This is a genomic window from Pseudoroseomonas cervicalis ATCC 49957 (assembly GCF_000164635.1).
Classification (GTDB): Bacteria; Pseudomonadota; Alphaproteobacteria; order Acetobacterales; family Acetobacteraceae; genus Pseudoroseomonas; species Pseudoroseomonas cervicalis.
Map to the genome: position 1 here is coordinate 1 of NZ_GG771044.1, position 1,079 is coordinate 1,079.

A 1,079-nucleotide genomic window follows, 5' to 3' on the forward strand; every position below is an offset into this window, starting at 1 on the left:
TGGCGGGCGGCGGCAGGGCGGCGGCGATGTCGGCCAGCAGCGCGGCGAAGCCGGCGGCGTTGGCGCGCAGCACCGGCGTCACGCCATGCCAGAGCAGCGGCATGGGCTGGGGCGCGGCCGGCGCCTGCTCGGCCAGCAAAATCGGCACCACGGGGTGGTGGCGGCTCAGCGCGTGGAAGTCGAACAGGTCGAGCGCGTAATCCTCGGCCTGGGCCAGGGCGGCGCGGTCATGCGCGGTGGCGCGGTGCTTGAACTCCACCACCAGGATGCCGCGCCCGGTGAGCAGCACGGCGTCGATGCGGCTCTCCAGCCGCAGCAGGTCGTATTCCAGCGCGACGGTCCAGTGTTCCGCGCCCGGGATGCGCCGCAGCGCGTCCTGCAACAGGCCGACCAGGGCTTCCCAGGCGGCGATCTGCTCCGGCGTCACCTCGCGCAATTGCCGCGCCTGCCGCGCCGCCAGCCGCGCGGCCCAATCCGTGGCGCTGTCGCGCAGCAGCGCCGCGCCCTCGGTGTTGACCCAGCCGCTCATGCCACCCCACCCCGCCGCCGTGGCCAGGTGGCCAGCGCGATACTGCCCAGCATCAGCCCCAACCCAAGCCCGTGCAGCGCTGAAAACGATTCGCCGAGCAGCGCCACCGCGACCAGCGCGGCGCTGGCCGGCAGCAGCGCGGTGAAGATGCCCGCCACCCCGGCCGGCGCGCGCTTCATCCCGGCATACCAGAGCAGCAGGCACAGCACGGAGGAGGTCAGGCTGTGGAACACCAGCAGCCCGGCCGTGCCGGGCTCGGCCAGCGCCGCGGCGGCGCCGAGCACCGGCAGGCAGAAGGGCAGCAGCATCAGCGTGCTGAAGGCCTGCATCCAGAAGCTGGCGGTGACCACCGGCACCCGGCCGGCGAGGCGCTTGGCCAGCAGCACATAGGCGGCCTCGCCGCAAACGGCGACGAAGACCAGCGCGTTGCCCAGCAGGCTGCCGCCGCCCTCGCCGCCCTGGCCGAGCCGCGCCAGCGTCAGCGCCGCCATGCCGAAGCCGGCCAGCGCCGCGGCGGCCCATTGCCGGGGCGGCAGCCGCTCGCGCAGCC

The 1,079-nt window shown here is 74.9% G+C and carries 1 protein-coding gene and 1 pseudogene; both read right to left on the reverse strand.

From position 1 onward, the window contains the following. Positions 1 to 529, reverse strand: a pseudogene (locus HMPREF0731_RS21590) (DNA/RNA helicase domain-containing protein); the annotation flags it as partial. Next, positions 526 to 1,079 (reverse strand): DMT family transporter (locus HMPREF0731_RS21595; protein ID WP_007006374.1); only part of this gene is annotated, 554 nt, incomplete at its 5' end. The gene HMPREF0731_RS21595 and the pseudogene HMPREF0731_RS21590, both read right to left, overlap by 4 nt.